Origin of the sequence: Geodermatophilus sp. DF01-2 (assembly GCF_004571065.1) — a bacterium.
Lineage (GTDB): Bacteria > Actinomycetota > Actinomycetes > Mycobacteriales > Geodermatophilaceae > Geodermatophilus.
Genome location: NZ_SPQN01000019.1, coordinates 34,923 through 51,055 on the forward strand (window position 1 = coordinate 34,923; position 16,133 = coordinate 51,055).

Sequence of the window (16,133 nt, forward strand, 5' to 3'; positions counted from 1 at the left end):
TCGCCCCTCGGTCAGAGGCGCCACGGGCTTCCTCGGAGCGAGGGTGACCGCCGCCACAGGACGGTCGCGCAGGCATGCGAACATCGGGAGATGGCCGACCCGCACCGCCTGCTGATCGCCAACCGCGGAGAGGTCGCCGTCCGGATCGCCCGGGCGGCCGCGGCCGAGGGCATGTCCTGCGTCGCGGTCGCGGCCACCGACGAGCTCGACGCTGCCCACCTCGCCGCGGCCGACGGCAGCTACGCGCTGCCCGGCGCCGGCCCCGCCGCCCACCTCGACGTCGCGCAGGTGGTCGGGGCCGCCACGGCCACCGGCTGCGACCTGCTGCACCCCGGCTACGGCTTCCTGTCGGAGAACCCCGACCTCGCCGAGGCCTGCGCCGCCGCCGGCCTCACCTTCGTCGGCCCCCCACCCGGCACCCTCGACCTCTTCGGCGACAAGGTCCGCGCCCGCGGGCTCGCCGAGGCCGCGCACGTCCCGGTGCTGCGCGGCACCGCGGCCGGCGTCGATGCCGCGACCGTCGCCGATCTGCTCGCCGACACCGGCGCGGTGATGCTCAAGGCCCGCGCCGGCGGCGGCGGCCGCGGCACCCGCGTCGTGCGGACGGGCGACGACATCCCGGCCGCGCTCGCCCGGGCGGCCTCCGAGGCGGAGAAGGCCTTCGGTGACGGTGCCGTCTTCGCCGAGGCCTACCTCGAGCGCGCCCGGCACGTCGAGGTGCAGGTCCTCGGCGATGCCGAGCGCCGGGTGACCGTCCTCGGCGATCGCGACTGCTCGCTCCAGCGCCATCGGCAGAAGATCGTCGAGATCGCCCCCGCCGACCGGCTGCCCGACGGGACGCGCACGCAGCTGCACCACGCCGCCGCGACCCTCGCCCGCGAGGCCGGCGTCGTCGGCCTGGCCACCGTCGAGTTCCTCGTCGCCGCCGACGACCCCGAGCGCTTCGTCTTCCTGGAGTGCAACCCGCGGCTGCAGGTCGAGCACACCGTCACCGAGGAGACCCTCGGGCTCGACCTGGTCCGGCTGCAGCTGCGCGTCGCCACCGGCGCCACCCTCGCCGACCTCGGCCTCACCGACGGCCCGCCGCGCCCCCTCGGCTGGGCGGTGCAGGCACGGGTCAACGCCGAGACCGTCACGGCCGACGGCACCGTGGTGGCCGCCGGCGGCACGCTCGGCGCGCTGTCCATCCCCGGCGGCCCGGGCATCCGCATCGACACCGCCGCCCGCGTCGGCGCCGAGCAGAGCCTGCGCTACGACCCGCTGCTGGCCAAGGTCGTCGTCCACGAGCGGCACGGCGACCTCGCCGACGCGCTCCGGCACGCCGGGCGCGCGCTCGCCGAGTTCGCCGTCCGCGGCGTGGCCACCAACACCGCCTTCCTGCGTGCGCTGCTCGCCGACCCCGACGTCCTGGCCGGGCGGGCCACCACCACGCTCGTCGACGAGAAGACCGCCGCGCTGGTCGCCGCCGCCGGGCAGGACGCCGACGTCGAGGCGGAGCCGGAGGAGTCGACGGAGTCCGCGGACGACGCGCTGCGCGCACCCGTTCCCGGCACGGTCGTCGCCGTCGAGGCGCCGGCCGGGACGACGGTCGAGCCCGGAGGAGCCGTCGTCGTGCTCGAGGCGATGAAGATGGAGCACGTCGTCGCCCTGCCCGCCGGCGGCACCGTCCGCCGCCTCGCCGTGGCCGTGGGCGACACCGTCCGTCCGGGCCAGCTGCTCGCCACCGTCGAGCACTCCGACGGGCAGGGGCAGGAGGCGACCGCAGCGCTCGACCTCGACGCCGAGCGACCCGACCTGGCCGAGGTGCGGCGCCGGCACGAGCTGGGCCTCGACGCCGCCCGCCCGGGCCCGGTGCAGCGCCGGCACGCGGCCGGGCGGCGGACCGCACGGGAGAACCTCGCCGACCTCGTCGACGCGGGGAGCTTCCTCGAGTACGGCCCGCTCGTCTTCGCCGCGCAGGAGCGCCGCCGCAGCCGGGAGGAGCTGCAGGTCAAGACCCCCGCCGACGGCGTCGTCGGCGGGCTCGCCGACGTCAACGGCGCCCTGGTCGGCCGCGAGCGCAGCCCTGCCGTCGTCGTGTCCTACGACTACACCGTGCTCGCCGGCACCCAGGGCATGCGCGGCCACCTCAAGAAGGACCGGCTGTTCGAGCTCGCCGAGAAGCGCCGGCTGCCCGTCGTCCTGTTCGCCGAGGGCGGCGGCGGGCGGCCCGGCGACGTCGACCACCCGGCCGTCTCCGCGCTCGACACCATGGCCTTCACCCTGTTCGGCCGGCTCTCCGGCCTGGTGCCGACCGTCGGCATCGCCAGCGGCCGCTGCTTCGCCGGCAACGCCGCGCTCCTCGGCACCTGCGACGTCGTCATCGCCACCGAGGACGCCACCATCGGCATGGGCGGCCCGGCGATGATCGAGGGCGGCGGCCTGGGCGTCGTCGACCCCGACGAGATCGGCCCGATCGACGTCCAGCACGCCAACGGCGTGGTCGACATCCGCGTCGCCGACGACGCCGCCGCGGTGGCGGCGGCGAAGCGGTATCTCTCCTACTTCCAGGGTCCGCTGGAGGACTGGACGGCGCCCGACCCACGGCTGGCCCGCCACCTGGTGCCGGAGAACCGCAAGCGGATCTACGACATGCGCGCGGTCCTCGACGCCCTCGCTGACGAGGGGTCGGTCCTCGAGCTCCGGAAAGGCTGGGGCGCCGGGATGATCACCGCGCTGGCCCGGGTCGAGGGCGCGCCGCTCGGGGTGCTCGCCAACGTGCCCACCCATCTCGGCGGCGCCATCGACGCCGACGCCGCCGACAAGGCCGCGCGCTTCCTGCAGCTGTGCGACGCCCACCGGCTGCCGATCGTGTCGCTCTGCGACACCCCCGGCTTCATGGTCGGCCCCGAGGCGGAGAGGACGGCGACCGTGCGGCACTTCTCCCGGCTGTTCGTCATCGGTGCGAACCTCTCGGTCCCGATCGGCACGGTCGTCGTCCGCAAGGCCTACGGGCTGGGCGCGCAGGCGATGGCCGGCGGCAGCCTGAAGGTGCCGCGGTTCGCCGTCGGCTGGCCGACCAGCGAGTTCGGCCCGATGGGCCTGGAGGGTGCGGTCCGGCTCGGCATGCGTCGCGAGCTGGCGGCGATCGAGGACGACGAGGCGCGGCAGGCCGCCTACGAGGCAGCCGTCGCCGCCGCGTACGAGAACGGCACGGGGCTCAACGTCGCCGCCCACTGGGAGATCGACGACGTCATCGACCCCGCCGACACCCGCCGCTGGATCGCCACGCTCACCCGCGAGGTCGCGGACGCGCCGCGGTCGGCCGGGCGGGTGCGCCGGAACGTCGACACCTGGTGAGCCTCGCAGCAGCACTCTGTCGCCATTGCTGCTATTATGCATGCGTGCCCGTGTCGATGACCATCCGCGACGTCCCCGACGAGACGCGCGACGAGCTGGCGGCCCGCGCCGCCCGCGCCGGCCAGTCGTTGCAGGAGTACGTCCGCGCCCAGCTGAACGAGCTGGCCAGGCGGCCGAGCCCCCTCGACCTGTGGGACCGGGTCCAGCACCGGGTCCGGGCGACCGGCACCCGGCTGCCGGCCGAGGAGATCCTGGAGCTGCGGGACGAAGATCGCCGGTGACGATCGTGGTCGATTCCTCCACGGTGGCCGCCGCGCTCGTGGACGACGGCCCGGACGGCACGTGGGCGCGGGACGGCCTGCGTGCCAACGCCCTCGCGGCGCCGGCCCACCTGTACGTCGAGGCATCCAACGTGCTCCGGCGGGCGGTCCTCGCCCAGCGTCTCGGGCGGGAGGTCGCGGCACTGGCTCATCAGGACCTCCTGCAACTGCCGGCGATGGTCTTTCCCTTCGAGGCGTTAGGCGACCGCGTCTGGGAGCTGCACCCGACCGTGACCGCCTACGACGCCGCCTTCGTCGCCCTGGCCGAGGAGCTCGAGGCGCCGCTGTGGACGCTCGACCGCAAGCTCGTCGGCGCCTCCGGGCCGCGCTGCGCGTTCCGGACTCCTGACCGCTGAGCCGTGACCCCCAGCGCCTCGTGCGTCCCGGCGCCGGTGTAGACGTGAGCGGGAGCACAGAGGGGAGCTGACCATGACCGTCCTCAGCGACCGGTTCCGCGCCGAGATCGACGCGCACGTCGCCGACCTGCGGCGACGCCGCGCGCAGGTGTGGCCGCCCGGTGTCCCCCGCGAGGTCCGGTATCCGCTCGGCGAGATCACCCTGACCGCGCACCTGCGGCACTGGGCACGCGAGCGCGGCGACCGGCCGGCATTCGTGGTCGGCGACCGCACGCTCAGCTACGCGCAGCTCGACGAGCAGAGCGACCGGCTGGCCGCGCACCTCGTCGCGGACGGCGTGCGGCCGGGCGACCGGGTCGCGGTCTTCATGGGCAACAGCCTGGAGTTCGTGCTCGCCTTCCACGCGATCCTCAAGGCGGGCGCCGTGCACGTGCCGGTCAACCCGATGTTCCGCGGCGAGGAGGTGCGCTACGAGCTGGAGGACACCGGCGCGCAGGTCGCCGTCGTCGCCTCGGCGCTGCGCGAGGTCTTCGAGTCGGGACGCACCGACGACGTCCGCACGGTGTTCGACGAGACGGCGATCGCCGAGGTCGTGGCCCGCGACGACCTGCCGGGGCCCGGGGACGACGGCGACCTCGATGCCGGCGACCTCGATGTCCTCGCCGCGCTGAACTACACCGGCGGGACGACGGGCCTGCCCAAGGGCTGCGAGCACACGCAGCGACACATGCTCTACACCGCAGCCAGCGCGCTGACCGCGATGAACACCCCACCGGACGACGTCTCGCTGGTCTTCCTGCCGATCTTCTGGATCGCCGGGGAGGATGCCGCCCTGCTGCTGCCGCTGGTGAACGGCTCGACCTGCGTGCTGATGCCGCGGTGGGACGTCGCCGAGGCGTGGGACCTGATCGAGCGGCACCGGGTCACCACGCTGGTGGCGCCGGTGGATTCGTGGATCCCGCTGCTCGACCGCGCCGAGGCCGACGGCCGCGACCTGTCCTCGCTGCGGACGCCGCTGGCCGTCTCCTTCGTGACCAAGCTCGACGCCGCGCTGCGCCAGCGGTTCACCCAGGTCACCGGCTCGCCGGGAATCCTGCGCGAGGCGGCGTTCGGGATGACCGAGACGCACACGATGGACACCTTCACCGGCGGGCTGGCGGACCGTGACCTCACCGCCCGGCCGATCTTCTGCGGGCTGCCGGTTCCCGGCACGGACATCGTGATCGTCGACCGGGAGACCGGCCACCTGCTGCCCGTGGGGGAGGAGGGGGAGATCGCCGTCCGGTCGCCGTCGCTGCTCACCGCCTACCGGGGCCGGCCGGACGCCACCGCCGACGTACTCCAGGACGGCTGGCTGCTCACCGGTGACAGCGGGCAGCTGGACGAGTCCGGGTGCCTGTCGTACCTGGGCCGGCACAAGGAGATGCTGAAGGTCAACGGGATGAGCGTCTTCCCCACCGAGGTGGAGTTCCTGCTCGGCCGGCACCCGCGGATCGCGGGCGCCGGGGTGCTCGGGATGCCGGACCCACGAACCGGGGAGCGGGCCGTCGCGTTCGTGATGCTGGCGTCCGGGGCCACCGACACGGCGGACGACGTCGTCGCCTGGTGCCGGGAGAACATGGCGCCCTACAAGGTGCCCGAGGTGCGGCTGGTCGACAGCCTGCCGCTGACCGCGACCGGCAAAGTGATCAAGCGGGAGCTCGCCGACCGCCTCGGCCCGTTGCGCTGAGCGCGTGCACCCGGTGCAGCGCGGCGGTGAAACTGTCGTTCCACAGCCCCAGGTGCGGCCAGCGTTCGGCGACGTGGCGCGTCGCCGCCTCGACCGACATTCCCTCCTCACGCACCAGCCAGGCGCGCAGCACCAGGCCGGTCCGCGAGGCGCCGCCGTGGCAGTGCACGAGCAGCCGGTGGCCCTCGGCGTGCAGCGCGGCCATGTCGTCGAGGACGTCGGCCAGCATGTCGTCGAGGTCGGCGTTGTGGTCGTTGTCGGCGATGTAGGCCATCCGGTGCGTCCGGTGGGGGAACGGCTCGCCGAGCCGGCACAGCGAGATGACGGCGAAGTCCTCGTCGCTGTAGCGGGCACCGTCGAGGTTGCCCGCCCAGATGCCGGGCAGGACCTCCCGCGGTCCGATCCGCGGGATCACCCCGGGGTCGTAGCTCTGCTGCACGCCGCCGTCGAGCGTGGCCGCCAGCTGCTGCAGGTCGGCCAGCCGCCACACCTCGTCCCCGTGGCCGGGCACCTTCCCGTGGAGGACGGACGACCAGCGCATCGGGATGCCGCCCATCCCGTGCACCGCCCCGGCCAGCCCGCCGGCGACCGCGGCGACGGTGTCGGTGTCCCCGCCCAGGTCGACCACCAGCCGGAGCACCTCGGCGACGGAGCTTCCCTGTCGCAGCGCCCACACCGCCTGGCCGAGCGTCGGCCACACCGCGCCGTTGGACTCGGTCGCCTGCTCCGGCGTCCAGTCCGACGCGAGCACGGTCGCCCACCGATCGCGGTGCTCGTCGGCCACGGCGTCGAGCGCCGCCGGGATCGCGGCCAGCGGGTCGCCGCCGTCGAGCGCCACCCGCACCAGCTCGTGGAACACCGCGCAGCCCTCGCCGGCCGACGGGTCGCCGTGGGTGAGCGCCGAGATGCGGCGCGCGGCGTCCATGGTCGCGTGGCAACCGTCGCGGGAGAACCGGATGGCCGCCGGCGTCGTCCGCATCAGCGAGCCGTTGCCGGCCGCGCGGCCGGTGCGGCGGAAGTGCTCGGCCGCGGCGGTGTCCCACGGCAGCCCGGAGCCGAGGACGGCGCGGGTCTGCACGCCGACGCCCGGCGGGTCGGCCGCCGCCCACCGCCGGAACCGGTCGAACAGGTCGGCCTCGTCCAGACCGCCCCGCTCGACCAGCGACGCAGCCACCAGCAGCGCCATCTGCGTGTCGTCGGTGAACTCGCCGGGCTGCCAGCCCAGTGACCCGCCGCCGCACATCTCCGTGTGCACGCCGCGGGCCGGCTGCGGGAACCGCGCGGAGAACTGCCCGGCCGGGCCGAACTCGAAGGGCGCGCCGAGGGCGTCGCCGACGGCCGAGCCGACCAGCGCGCCGGCGACGCGGTGGGAGCGGTGCATGCGCGGGGTCACGCGGGAATCCTGCAGCAGGTGCTGGGAAAGGTGTCCACGGCGGCCTCCTGACGAGCATCGTGGCGCGGTTCCCGAGCCTCCCTCGGCATCTCGCAGTTCGTCCGGCGTGGTTCCGGCGGGTCGGGCGCGTCGGCCTCCGACCCGGTGCCCACCGCGGGCCGGCCCGTCGGGCGCTGACGTCCTCGTGGGTGTTGACCCCGGGGATGCGCCGCACCGACCCCCAGCCGAAGCGGACCCACGCGACCAGCAACGCGGCCCCGGCGAGGGAACCCAGGGTGTCGCGGAGCAGGTCGCCGTTGGTGCCGTCGTTGCCCTCCGAGAGCTGCGTCGCCAGCCATGCATCCGACCGCCGTTCGTACAGCTCCCACAGCGTCCCGACGGCGATGCCCAGGGGCGGCGGTGACCGCACCGATGCCCACGTAGTGCTGCAGGTGCGTCTCGTCGTGGGTTTCCGGGACGACGTCCAGCCGGGGAACGCGATGTGGACGACCGGGGCCGTGAGCATCGGCAGGATGGAGTGCACCACCGCGGCAGGTCCACCAGCCGTGCGACGAGCGTGACGCTCCCCAGCGCGGCGAGCAGCGCCGCCGCTCCCAACGGCCGTCGGCCGCGAAGACCACGGCCCCGCCCACGATGACCAGTCGGAGAACGTCGATGCCGTCCCTGACGACCGGCGTCCACGTCGACCGGCAACCCGGTGACGCGCCGCCGCGACCCGGCCGCCGCCACGCTGCGTCACCATGTCCCGCCGTCGCCCACGCTCACGGAGGAAGCCCACGCCCGATCGGACGGTGCCGCGGGTCGAACGCGGTTCCCGGGTGCTTACCTGGACACCCGTGGGCCCGACCCGCAGGTGAGAGCAAGGAGCGCCCCATGCCCGACCCCGACCTCGGATCCTCCTTCGGGACCGGCCGTCGGGCGTCCGGACAGGCGACCTGCAGCAGCTACGCCGCCGGCCACGCCGTCCACCCGGTGCGGCTCCAGCTGTCCGACGGCAGCCCGGACGACGCCTGGGCCCCGGCCGTGGTCATGGGTGCCGTCGGCGACGTGCTCACCGTCGCCTGCGGCACCGAGCTGCGTCGCTACCGCAACCACGACGCCGGCCGGGTGGTCGACCTGGTCGCCGCCGTCGGCCCCGACGCGATGCTCAATCTGCGGTACGGCCTGCTGTTCCTGCACGCCTGGCCGCGTGAGCCCGGCTCGGTGTTCTGCCTCCAGCCCGCCGACGAGCCGCCGCACCCCTGTCGTTGACTCCCGGCGGGAGCTCGACCGGGGAGGCGCCCCGAGGTGCCCCGGCCGCCGGGCAGGCGGCCGGGGCGACCGGCGGTCAGGCGACCCGGCGGGCGCTGTTGTAGCCGTACATCGAGTCCAGCGGCACGACCTTGACCGGCTGGCCGTAGGTCGAGGAGTGCACCATCTGGCCGTTGCCGATGTACATGCCCACGTGCCCGACCGGGTGGTAGAAGAACACCAGGTCACCGGGCTGCAGGTCGGACTTCGCGACCGGGGTGCCGAACCTCGACTGGGCCCGCGAGGTGCGCGGGATGTCGATGCCGGCCGCGCGGTAGGCGAAGCTGGTCAGCCCTGAGCAGTCGAATGCGTCGGGCCCGTTGCCGCCCCACGCGTACCGGTCACCGACCTGGGCGAGCGCCGTCTGGACGGCCTTCTCGGCGGCGCCGTTGGGAGCGGGGGCCGGGGCGGCCACGGTGGCGGTGACACCGCCGCCACCACCACCGCCCGCGCTCCCCGCGTTGGCCGAGGCCGGCAGGGGGGAGAGGGCGATGCCGGCACCGGCGATGGTCGCGACGGCGATGCCGCGGAACGAGCGACGGGCGGTGGACGTGCGTGCAGTCGTCATCGACGACGGTTCTCCTGTTCTCCACGACCGCCTACCGGGTTAGCTGACGGGTTCGGACGGAGGAGTCGCCCGGCGCGACGAGTCGCGCTCCACCCCAGTTGCTGCCTTGGGTCCCCGGTCCGGGCACCGGCACGGTGCCGGCGCCCGGTTCGGCGTCTCCGGAGGTGTCACCACGATTCGGCGACGAGGGGCCTCCGGACGGCGACCGAGGTTAGGGGGCGGCCGGGGCGGCCCCACGGCGGAGCGGGGGTGCGGGCAGCCCGCCGCCACGGCCCCGACTCGCCGCGTTGACCTCCGCGAACGGACCCGCCGGGGAGCCGATCTCGTGGAGAAGGCGCAGGTCGGCGGCTCGACGAGAACTTCGTGCGGCCCCGGAGTGGCCGAACGCACCGTGACCGCACGGCGACGGACGGCCGTGCGAGCCGGGTGGTTGGACCGGGTCCCTGGCGGGCACGACCAGGGCAACCGAACAGAGGAGGAACACACCATGGCCGGCATGTTGAGGAAGGTCCTGGCGTCGGGGCTGGCGGCGAAGGTCGTCCAGGAGGCCCGCAAGCCCCAGAACCAGGCCAAGATCAAGGAGTTCATCGCCAAGATGGGCGAGCAGAACAAGAAGCGGGGCGGCGGCCGCGGCTACGGCCGCGGCCCCGTGCGCTGAGCACGCCCCGCTGACGGTACGGCGACCCCCGCTTTCATCGGGCGGGGGCCGCCGGCATGCTCGGGGACGTGCTGCGCATCGCCGTCCTCGACGACTTCCAGGCCGTCGCCGCCGACTTCGCCGACTGGTCCCGCCTCCCAGGAGAGGCGGAGGTGGTCGGCTTCGCCGACCACCTCGACGACGAGGACGCCGTCGCCGCGCGGCTGGCCGGGTTCGACGTGGTCGTCGCGATGCGCGAACGGACGCCGTTCCCGCGCAGCCTGCTCGAGCGGCTCCCGGAGCTGCGGTTGCTCGTGACCACCGGCGCCCGCAACGCCGCCATCGACGTGGCCGCGGCCGCCGACTGCGGTGTGACCGTCTGCGGCACCGGCGCGCACCCGACCGGCCCCGTCGAGCTGACCTGGGCGCTGATCCTGGCCGTGGCCCGGCACGTGCCCACGGAGGATGCCGGGGTGCGCGCCGGCGGCTGGCAGCGCACCGTCGGCACCGACCTCGCCGGCGCCACCCTCGGCGTGGTCGGCCTCGGCCGCCTCGGCACGCGGGTGGCCCGCATCGGCCAGGCCTTCGGGATGGACGTCGTCGCCTGGAGCCACAACCTCACCGACGAGCGCGCCGCCGAGGCCGGGGTCCGCCGCGTCGAGCGCGACGAGCTGCTCGCCACCGCGGACGTCGTCACGCTGCACCTGGTGCTCTCGGAGCGCACCCGCGGACTGGTCGGCCGCGACGAGCTCGCCCGCATGAAGCCCACCGCGATCCTCGTCAACACCTCGCGCGGGCCGATCGTCGACGAGGCGGCCCTGGTCGAGGCGCTGCACGAGGGGCGCATCGGCGGCGCCGGCCTCGACGTCTACGACCGCGAGCCGCTGCCGGTGGACTCACCGCTGCGCAACGCGCAGCGCACCGTCCTCACCCCGCACCTGGGCTACGTCACCCGCGACACCTACACGGTCTTCTACCGCGAGGTCGTCGAGGACGTCGCGGCCTTCCTCCGCGGCGAGCCGGTTCGGGTCATCGCGCCCGCGTGACCATCCCCGGGGCCGGGTACTGCACAGGACCCGACACGAGGAGGCCCGCGATGACCGAGAGCAACATGACCGGACGCCCGTACGGCGGCACCAACCAGCGACCCGACGACGACGTCCTGCCCGGTGAGCGCCCGGAGCCCGGCGAGGTCGACGCCGACCCGGCCGAGGAGCCGCGGGCCGCGCAGGGCGGCACGATGTCCCAGGAGCAGCGCGACCCCGGCATCCCCGGGAGCGCTACCGGCCCCAGCTCGTCGGGTCCCCCTGACTCCGGACGGCCAGGCGACTGACACCGGACCGCGAAGGTCGGTGGTGGTCGAGCCGCCGGAGGGTCGTCGACGATGCCCACGAGCCGCAGGACCAGGAGGAGGCGACGACCGGTCCTCCGGTCCGTGCCGGCGACGTGGCCGCGGCCGCCGGCGCGCTCGGCGAGCCCGATGGCCGGGCCGGCGACCTCCTGCACGGCGTCATCGGCGTCCTCGGCAGGCCGACGACCCTGCGGCGGCGCGGTCGAGATCCCCGGTCACCGTGATGCGTCCGGCGATCAGGTCGACGGACAGGCCTGGTCGCGACCTCGACACGAATGCCGGGAGCCCGCCGGAGGGCAATGCGATTGCCGCAACCGGACGCGACGGCACGCGGACGCCTGCGTGCACCACCCAGCCGGCCGGTTCCGGTCAGGCCCGGACGTCCCGGGTGCGACGCCGGGCCCGCAGGCCGCTCGCGAGCAGCCACAGGGTCACCGCCGCACCGCCGACCGCGGCGCCCTGGGCCACGCCACCGAGGAACCCGTCCGCCGGCGCGGCCCGGACCACACCGACGAGGAACGCGACGAGGAGCACGAGGTAGGGCACGAGCCGGAGCCGGGGCAGGTGCCCGGCGCTGTCCAGGCGGACACCCAACCGCTCGGCGTAGAGGACCACCACCCACGAGGTGACCCCGAAGACCAGCCCGAAGACGGCGAAGGCGTACGGCAGGCCGGTGGCCCCGCCCAGCCACACCATCGCGGTAGCGAGGGTCAGCCCCGACCACAGCGCCACCTGCACTCCGACCGCGCACGCCTCGTTCCAGACGTCGCGCTGGCGCTCCTCCGCGTAGAAGGGAGCCCCCAGGTCGCCCACTACGCCGGCCGCACGCATGAACCAGCCGCCCCGGCCTCCGGGCTGCACGTCGTCGTCCGCGCTCACGGTCCCACCTCCACGTCGGCCCCCTGCCCGGACCGGTCGGCCACGGGTTGCTCGCCGAACAACTGCTCGACGGTGCGGCCGAGGCGGGCAGCGATGGCCAGTGCGAGGTAGACCGAGGGCGCGTAGTCCCCGGCCTCCACCGCCACCACCGTCTGCCGCGTCACCCCGACGGCACCGGCCAGTTCGGCCTGGGTGAGCCCCGTCGCGGTGCGGGCCGCGCGCACCGCATTGCGCCGTCCCTTCGCCGAGGTCCGTCCCATGCCGGCCAGTGTCGGGTCTACTCGACACCGAGTCAAGTAGACTAAACACGAGCAGGTGTGCCCGGCGAGGCAGCGCTGCTGCAGGCGGTCGGTGCCCTGCGACGTTCAGTCGCCCTTGACGTTGACCACCTGGCGCAGCGTGTGCCGGACCTCCACCAGGTCGGCCGCGTCTGCCATGACGACGTCCACCGGTTTGTACGCGTCGGGGTGCTCGTCGAGGAACGCGTCGGAGCGGCCCCAGGCGATGCCCTCCATCCGCCGGTCCAGGTCGGCCCGGGTGAACATCCGACGGGCGGCGCCGCGCGAGTGGTTGCGGCCGGCGCCGTGCGGCGCGGAGGTCAGCGACTCGACGTCGCCCTTGCCGACCACGACGTAGGACGCCGTCCCCATCGAGCCCGGGATCAGCCCCCACTGGCCGGCGCGCGCGGAGATCGCACCCTTGCGGGAGAGCCACACCTCGGTGCCGTAGTGGGTCTCCCGCTCGGTGTAGTTGTGGTGGCACTGGACCACCTGCGCCCGGTGCACCTCCTCGGCGAGGCCACGCCCGCTCAGGAACTGCGACACCTGTTCGGCGAGGCGGTCCATCATCTCCTCGCGGTTGAGCGCGGCGAAGCGCTGCGCCCAGTGCAGCGCCTCGACGTACGCGTCGAACTCCGGTTCGCCCTCCTCGAGGTAGGCGAGGTCCCGGTCGGGCAGGTCCATGTCGCGGCAGCGGTCCTGCGCCACCCGGATGTGCTTGGACGCCAGCCGGTTGCCGACGCCGCGCGAGCCCGAGTGCAGGAACAGCCACACCCGGTCGGCCTCGTCGAGACAGACCTCGATGAAGTGGTTGCCCGAGCCGAGCGAGCCCAGCTGCAGCGGCCAGTTCGGCGCGATCCCGTCCGCCTGCGCCACCCCGGGCAGGTCGCGCAGCTCGGCGACTCGCGCGACCGCGCTCTCCCGCAGCTTCTTGTTGTAGCGGCCGGCCGACAGCGGGATCGCCCGCGACACCTGCTCGTGCAGCGGAGCCAGGTTGCGGCCGCGGACGTCGTCGCCGATGAACTGGGTGCGCACGGCCATCATCCCGCAGCCGATGTCCACGCCGACCGCCGCGGGGACGATCGCGCGGTCGGTGGGGATCACCGAGCCGACGGTCGCCCCGAGCCCCAGGTGCGCGTCGGGCATCAGCGCGACGTGCGGGTGGATGAACGGCATCGAGGCGGTGCGCTCGGCCTGCAGGCGGGTGGTCGGCTCGAGGATCGACGCCCAGTTGAGCAGCCGGTCGCTGATCTTCTCCATGGTCCTCTCGCTTCTCGGGTGCGGTCGCGACAGTGGAACAGGCCGCTCTGCCGTCCGCACGCGCATTACCCGTCGAGCCGGACCGGGGTCAGTCGTCGTCGCGGTCCCGGTCCCGGTCCCGGTCCCGGTCCCGGTCCCGGTCGCGCCCGCGCTCCTCGTCGCCGTCCTCCCCGTCGCCGGTCGCGGTCTCGGCCGGCGCCTGCGGAGCCGGCACGGGGGCGGGCGGCGGTGGTGGTGGGGGTGGGGGAGGGGCGACGGCGTGGGTGACCGTGACCGTCGTGCCCACCGGCACCTCGCCGGTCGGATCGAGGGCGATGACCTGGCCGGCGGGGACGTCGGCGGTCTGGATGCCGCGCAGCGAGACGGCGAGGTCCAGGCCGGTCAGCCAGGCCTGCACCTCGGCGACCGGCCGTCCGACGTGGTCGGCGGCGTCCACCCGGACGAAGGTGACGGTCGGACTCGGTGCCGCGGACGTCGGTGGCGCGCTCGTCGTGGGCGCGGCCGCCGGCGGCGGCGCGGCGGGGGCCGGGGTGTCTCGCGACCCGAGGACCAGCCCGGTGCCCACGAGGGCCGTCGCCACCAGCCCGACGACGACCGGCGCGAGCAGCCGGCGCACGCGGCCGGGATCCTCCTCGTCGACGTCGTCGTCCGCCGGGGCCGCCGCCGCGACCGCCCCGAGCGACAGCGGCCGGGTGACCGGCTGCTGCGGCAGGACGGCGGGCAGCACGCGGATCGCCGCCGTCCGCGCCGACGTCCGGCCCGTGACGGCGTCGTCCACCGCCGCCACGAGCGCGGCGCCGTCGGGGATCCGGTCGGCCGGATCGCGAGCGAGGGTCTCCTCGACCAGCCGGCGCACGGGCTCGGGGACGTCGTCCGGCAGCGGGTCCGGTGCCGCCGAGAGCCGCCGCATGGCGACCTCGACCGGCTCGGGGCCGTCGAACGCGCGGCGGCCGGCGAGGCACTCGTAGGCCACCATGCCCCAGGAGTAGACGTCCGCGGCCGGCGTGGTCTTCTGCCCCTGCACCTGCTCCGGCGCGAGGTACTGCGCCGTCCCGACGACGTGGCCGGTGCGGGTGACCGTGGCGTTCGACGCCGACCAGGCGATGCCGAAGTCGGTGACCTTGACCGCGCCGTCGGGGCGGACCAGCAGGTTGGCCGGCTTGACGTCGCGGTGCACCACCCCGGCCGCGTGCGCCGCGGCCAGCCCGGCGGCGACCTGGCCCAGCAGGCCCAGCGTCCGCTCCGGCGGCAGCCGCCCCTCGCGCGCCAGCACCGCCGAGAGCGGCTCGCCCTCGACGAGCTCCATCACCAGGTAGACCAGCCGGTCGCCGCCGGCCGCCTCGGCCTCGCCGTAGTCGTGCAGGACGGCGATGTTCGGGTGGGTGAGCCCCGCCGAGAGCCGCGCCTCGGTCCGGAAGCGGGTGAGGAAGACCGGGTCGGCGGTGTACTCGCTGCGCAGCACCTTGACCGCGACCTGCCGCTCCAGGACGAGGTCCTGGGCGCGCCAGACCTGCCCCATGCCCCCGGTGGCGAGCAGGGACCGGAGCTCGTAGCGGTCCTGGAGGACGGCGCCTTCCGACGGCATGCTCAGGCCGGGCCGACCGGGCACGGCGATGGGTGCGGGGCCATGTCCACGCCGGGTTCCCCTCCCGCCGAACGGCACGTGCACTGCCTGGAACTCCGCGCCCCTGACGGACGGACCGATCCGCGCAGTTCGACGCCGAGCGGGCCACGGTGCTGGGGCGGCCGGCGCCGAGAGTACGCGGAGAGCTCGACATGGCGGCCGCCCCGCGCCTGGCCGAGGGCCGCGCAGTCACAGCCGTCCCAGCAGCCGCATTCCCTGGCCCTGATCAGCCTCGGCGGGCCGGACCGACGTCCTCTCCGGAGCGGCCCCGTCCCCGGCCCCGCCCCGAGCCTGCGAAGGGTGGGGAGGACGGGCGGCCTCCCTGCAGGGTCCCGCCGCGAGCTCGCGAGTGGCGGGGGCAGGGAGGTCCTTTCTCAGTCGCCGCGGCGACGGCGGCGGCGCGGGGCGGCGTCGTCGGTACCGCGACTGCGGGCGAAGGACTCGGCCAGCTCCCGCGGCCAGCCGTCGTCGACCAGCAGCAGCTCCAGCCGCCGGCCGAGGACCTCGTCGACGTCCGACGCCGGCAGCTCCGAGCCGAACACCACCTCGCGCAGCGCCCAGCCGCGCCCGGCCGCGGAACCGGTCGCCACCGCGGCGGCCAGCTCCTCGACGGCGGGCACGTCCATCCGCAGCGCCGCCCAGCGCAGCACCGGCGGCAGCACCGCCACCGGGACGGCGTCGCCCAGCCGCGCCAGCCACCCGGGGTCGGCGACGAGCAGGTGCCCGAGCAGCGCGCCGTGCTCCGCCGTCCACCCTCCGCCGGAGCGGCGCCACTGGTCGGCCAGCGCGTCGCCGACCGCCCGGCGGCGGGTGGCCAGCAGCGCCAGCTCCCACGTGTCCCCGGTCAACCCGATCAGCGGCAGGTCGACGCCGAGGTCGAGCGCCTGCTCGACCAGCAGCCCGGCCGCGCGGTCCAGCCGGGCCACCCGGCGCCCGCGCCGCACCTCGTCGGCGAGGGCCGCGCACAGGTCGTGCTGGGTGATCCCGGCGACCTCGACGGCGAGCTCGGCGGGGCCGTCGGCGCCGTCGAGCACCTCGTCCAGCAGCGCGGTGAGCACCCGGCTCCGGACCAGCCCGGTGGCCGCGGGCCACCGGTCGACCGCCGCCCG

The 16,133-nt window shown here is 75.2% G+C and carries 15 protein-coding genes and 1 riboswitch; of the genes, 8 read left to right on the forward strand and 7 right to left on the reverse strand.

Annotated elements, in window-relative coordinates:
• The first annotated feature begins 90 nt into the window (after positions 1-90).
• The 4 genes from E4P41_RS07870 to E4P41_RS07885 all read left to right on the forward strand — a co-directional run bounded on the left by E4P41_RS07870 (position 91) and on the right by E4P41_RS07885 (position 5,744).
• The gene (locus E4P41_RS07870) at positions 91-3,339 is read left to right on the forward strand and encodes a carboxyl transferase domain-containing protein (protein WP_135140342.1); all 3,249 of its coding nucleotides are present in this window, start codon (positions 91-93) and stop codon (positions 3,337-3,339) included.
• Positions 3,340-3,383: 44 nt separating this feature from the next.
• Positions 3,384-3,620 (forward strand): hypothetical protein, encoded by a 237-nt coding sequence (locus E4P41_RS22630; RefSeq protein ID WP_135140343.1) that lies wholly within the window; start codon positions 3,384-3,386, stop codon positions 3,618-3,620.
• Entirely contained in the window at positions 3,617-4,015 is a 399-nt protein-coding gene (locus E4P41_RS22635) for a type II toxin-antitoxin system VapC family toxin (RefSeq protein ID WP_135140344.1), read from the forward strand. The genes E4P41_RS22630 and E4P41_RS22635 overlap by 4 nt, the downstream gene beginning before the upstream one ends.
• A 73-nt stretch (positions 4,016-4,088) precedes the next feature.
• Positions 4,089-5,744, forward strand: a complete 1,656-nt coding sequence (locus E4P41_RS07885) for an AMP-binding protein (RefSeq protein WP_135140345.1) — start codon at positions 4,089-4,091, stop codon at positions 5,742-5,744.
• On the opposite strand, the gene E4P41_RS07890 is transcribed toward E4P41_RS07885, so the two are convergent.
• The gene (locus tag E4P41_RS07890) at positions 5,704-7,137 is read right to left on the reverse strand and encodes an ADP-ribosylglycohydrolase family protein (protein ID WP_135140346.1); all 1,434 of its coding nucleotides are present in this window, start codon (positions 7,135-7,137) and stop codon (positions 5,704-5,706) included. The two genes, E4P41_RS07885 and E4P41_RS07890, sit on opposite strands and share 41 nt — an antisense overlap.
• Positions 7,138-8,010: 873 nt before the next feature.
• Between E4P41_RS07890 and E4P41_RS07895 the strand changes: the two genes are divergently transcribed.
• Positions 8,011-8,388, forward strand: coding sequence for a hypothetical protein (locus E4P41_RS07895; RefSeq protein WP_135140347.1), 378 nt, complete (start codon positions 8,011-8,013; stop codon positions 8,386-8,388).
• Between the two features lie 76 nt (positions 8,389-8,464).
• Here the strand turns inward: E4P41_RS07895 and E4P41_RS07900 are convergent, their stop codons facing one another.
• Entirely contained in the window at positions 8,465-8,995 is a 531-nt protein-coding gene (locus E4P41_RS07900; RefSeq protein WP_135140348.1) for an NlpC/P60 family protein, read from the reverse strand.
• 12 nt (positions 8,996-9,007) lie between these two features.
• A riboswitch (cyclic di-AMP (ydaO/yuaA leader) is annotated at positions 9,008-9,160 on the reverse strand.
• A gap of 322 nt (positions 9,161-9,482) precedes the next feature.
• Here E4P41_RS07900 and E4P41_RS21975 point away from each other — a divergent pair.
• The 3 genes from E4P41_RS21975 to E4P41_RS07910 all read left to right on the forward strand — a co-directional run bounded on the left by E4P41_RS21975 (position 9,483) and on the right by E4P41_RS07910 (position 10,965).
• The gene (locus E4P41_RS21975) at positions 9,483-9,653 is read left to right on the forward strand and encodes a hypothetical protein (protein WP_167760971.1); all 171 of its coding nucleotides are present in this window, start codon (positions 9,483-9,485) and stop codon (positions 9,651-9,653) included.
• A 68-nt stretch (positions 9,654-9,721) separates the two neighbouring features.
• The gene (locus E4P41_RS07905) at positions 9,722-10,678 is read left to right on the forward strand and encodes a D-2-hydroxyacid dehydrogenase family protein (protein WP_209307592.1); all 957 of its coding nucleotides are present in this window, start codon (positions 9,722-9,724) and stop codon (positions 10,676-10,678) included.
• A 50-nt stretch (positions 10,679-10,728) separates the two neighbouring features.
• The gene (locus E4P41_RS07910) at positions 10,729-10,965 is read left to right on the forward strand and encodes a hypothetical protein (protein WP_135140349.1); all 237 of its coding nucleotides are present in this window, start codon (positions 10,729-10,731) and stop codon (positions 10,963-10,965) included.
• A 387-nt stretch (positions 10,966-11,352) separates the two neighbouring features.
• Here E4P41_RS07910 and E4P41_RS07915 read toward each other — a convergent pair whose 3' ends face one another.
• The 5 genes from E4P41_RS07915 to E4P41_RS21980 form a co-directional block, all read right to left on the reverse strand.
• Positions 11,353-11,862 carry a hypothetical protein gene (locus tag E4P41_RS07915; RefSeq protein ID WP_135140350.1) on the reverse strand — a complete coding sequence of 170 codons (510 nt, stop codon included), beginning with the start codon at positions 11,860-11,862 and terminating at the stop codon, positions 11,353-11,355.
• The gene (locus E4P41_RS07920; protein WP_135140351.1) at positions 11,859-12,122 is read right to left on the reverse strand and encodes a helix-turn-helix transcriptional regulator; all 264 of its coding nucleotides are present in this window, start codon (positions 12,120-12,122) and stop codon (positions 11,859-11,861) included. The genes E4P41_RS07915 and E4P41_RS07920 overlap by 4 nt, the downstream gene beginning before the upstream one ends.
• A 105-nt stretch (positions 12,123-12,227) precedes the next feature.
• Positions 12,228-13,400: an RtcB family protein gene (locus E4P41_RS07925; RefSeq protein ID WP_135140352.1), complete on the reverse strand. Its 1,173-nt coding sequence runs from the start codon at positions 13,398-13,400 to the stop codon at positions 12,228-12,230.
• Positions 13,401-13,488: 88 nt separating this feature from the next.
• Positions 13,489-14,985 (reverse strand): serine/threonine-protein kinase, encoded by a 1,497-nt coding sequence (locus E4P41_RS07930; protein ID WP_135140353.1) that lies wholly within the window; start codon positions 14,983-14,985, stop codon positions 13,489-13,491.
• A 413-nt stretch (positions 14,986-15,398) separates the two neighbouring features.
• A partial coding sequence (locus tag E4P41_RS21980) for a hypothetical protein (protein WP_167760972.1) occupies positions 15,399-16,133 on the reverse strand: 735 nt, incomplete at its 5' end.

What these genes read in the sequence shown, in the direction of transcription:
- E4P41_RS07870 (WP_135140342.1), top strand. Translation starts at nt 91, where the DNA reads ATGGCCGACCCGCACCGCCTGCTGATCGCCAACCGCGGAGAGGTCGCC.
- E4P41_RS21975 (WP_167760971.1), top strand. Translation starts at nt 9,483, where the DNA reads ATGGCCGGCATGTTGAGGAAGGTCCTGGCGTCGGGGCTGGCGGCGAAG.
- E4P41_RS07920 (WP_135140351.1), bottom strand. Translation starts at nt 12,122, where the DNA reads ATGGGACGGACCTCGGCGAAGGGACGGCGCAATGCGGTGCGCGCGGCC.
- E4P41_RS07925 (WP_135140352.1), bottom strand. Translation starts at nt 13,400, where the DNA reads ATGGAGAAGATCAGCGACCGGCTGCTCAACTGGGCGTCGATCCTCGAG.
- E4P41_RS07885 (WP_135140345.1), top strand. Translation starts at nt 4,089, where the DNA reads ATGACCGTCCTCAGCGACCGGTTCCGCGCCGAGATCGACGCGCACGTC.
- E4P41_RS07895 (WP_135140347.1), top strand. Translation starts at nt 8,011, where the DNA reads ATGCCCGACCCCGACCTCGGATCCTCCTTCGGGACCGGCCGTCGGGCG.
- E4P41_RS07910 (WP_135140349.1), top strand. Translation starts at nt 10,729, where the DNA reads ATGACCGAGAGCAACATGACCGGACGCCCGTACGGCGGCACCAACCAG.
- E4P41_RS07930 (WP_135140353.1), bottom strand. Translation starts at nt 14,985, where the DNA reads ATGCCGTCGGAAGGCGCCGTCCTCCAGGACCGCTACGAGCTCCGGTCC.
- E4P41_RS07900 (WP_135140348.1), bottom strand. Translation starts at nt 8,995, where the DNA reads ATGACGACTGCACGCACGTCCACCGCCCGTCGCTCGTTCCGCGGCATC.